This is a genomic window from Pseudomonas sp. 2VD (genome assembly GCF_005503585.1).
In the GTDB taxonomy this organism is placed as follows: Bacteria; Pseudomonadota; Gammaproteobacteria; order Pseudomonadales; family Pseudomonadaceae; genus Pseudomonas; species Pseudomonas aeruginosa.
On the sequence record NZ_SCND01000665.1, the window covers coordinates 1 to 1,209 of the forward strand.

The window sequence follows — 1,209 nt, forward strand, 5'->3', positions numbered from 1 at the left end:
CGGCCTTCTCCGCGCGTTGGGCGCGTTCTGCGGCCCGGCGCTCCTCGTCGCGGCGCAGGCGAGCCTGGCGTTGCTCGAAACGCTCACGGGATTGTTCGGCCTTCAGCAGCTTCTGCCGCTGCTCGCGGATCTCCGCCTTGGACGCGCGGTAGTACTGCACCAGGGGAATGCTCGACGGGCAGACGTAGGCGCAGGCGCCGCATTCGATGCAATCGAACAGGTTGTGGGCGAGCAATTGCTCGTGCTCGTCGCCCAGGGCGAAGAAATGCAGTTGTTGTGGCAGCAGGCTGACGGGGCAGACCTGGGCGCAGTCGCCGCAGCGGATACAGGGCATGGCCGGCACTGGTTCCGGCAGCTCCGTGGCATCGCCGGCGAGCAGGCAGTTGCAGGTCTTGATCAGCGGCACCGAGAGATCGGGCAGGGCGAAGCCCATCATCGGCCCGCCCATCAGCACGCGTTCCAGGCGTCCCTCGGCGAGGCCGGCGAACGCCAGCAGCTCGTGCACCGGCGTGCCGATCAGCGCCTCGACGTTCATCGGCCGCTCCAGGGCGCCGCCGGCGAGGGTGGTGATCCGCGAGATCAGCGGCCGACCGAGGACGACGGCATCGTGCACGGCGGCCAGGGTGCCGACGTTCTGGCACAGGATGCCGATGTCCGCCGGCAGGCCGTCCGCGGGGACTTCCCTGCCGGTGAGCAACTGGATCAGCTGGCGCTCGCCGCCCGAGGGATAGCGGGTCGGCAGGGCGACGATGCGATAGGGCCGTTCACCGAGGGCGGCGCCGAGGGCGGCGATGGCTTCCGGCTTGTCGTCCTCGATGCCGACCAGCACCTCTTCGGGGCGCAGGATCTGCACCAGGATATCGATGCCGCTCAGCACCTGCGTGGCGCGCTCGCGCATGAGCAGGTCGTCGGCGCTGATGTAGGGCTCGCATTCGGCGCCGTTCACCACCAGCGTATGGATCTTGTCCGCCGGGCGCGCGGCGAGCTTGGCGGCGGTGGGGAAGCCGGCGCCGCCGAGACCGCCGATGCCGGCCGCGCGGATACGTTCGAGCAGCGCCAGCGGGCTTTCGGCGCGGAAGTCCGGGCAGGGATGCAGCTCGGTCCAGCGCTCCAGGCCGTCGCTGGCGATGACGATGGCCGGCGCGGGAAGACCGGAGGCATGCGGATAGGGGTGTGCGCCGATCGCCACCACGGTCCCCGAGGTCGGGG

General features: G+C 70.5%; 1 protein-coding gene. It reads right to left on the reverse strand.

Features of this window, described 5'->3' with window-relative positions:
* The coding region (gene rsxC / locus FFS27_RS32935) for an electron transport complex subunit RsxC (protein WP_137952565.1) at positions 1–1,209 on the reverse strand (1,209 nt) is incomplete at both ends.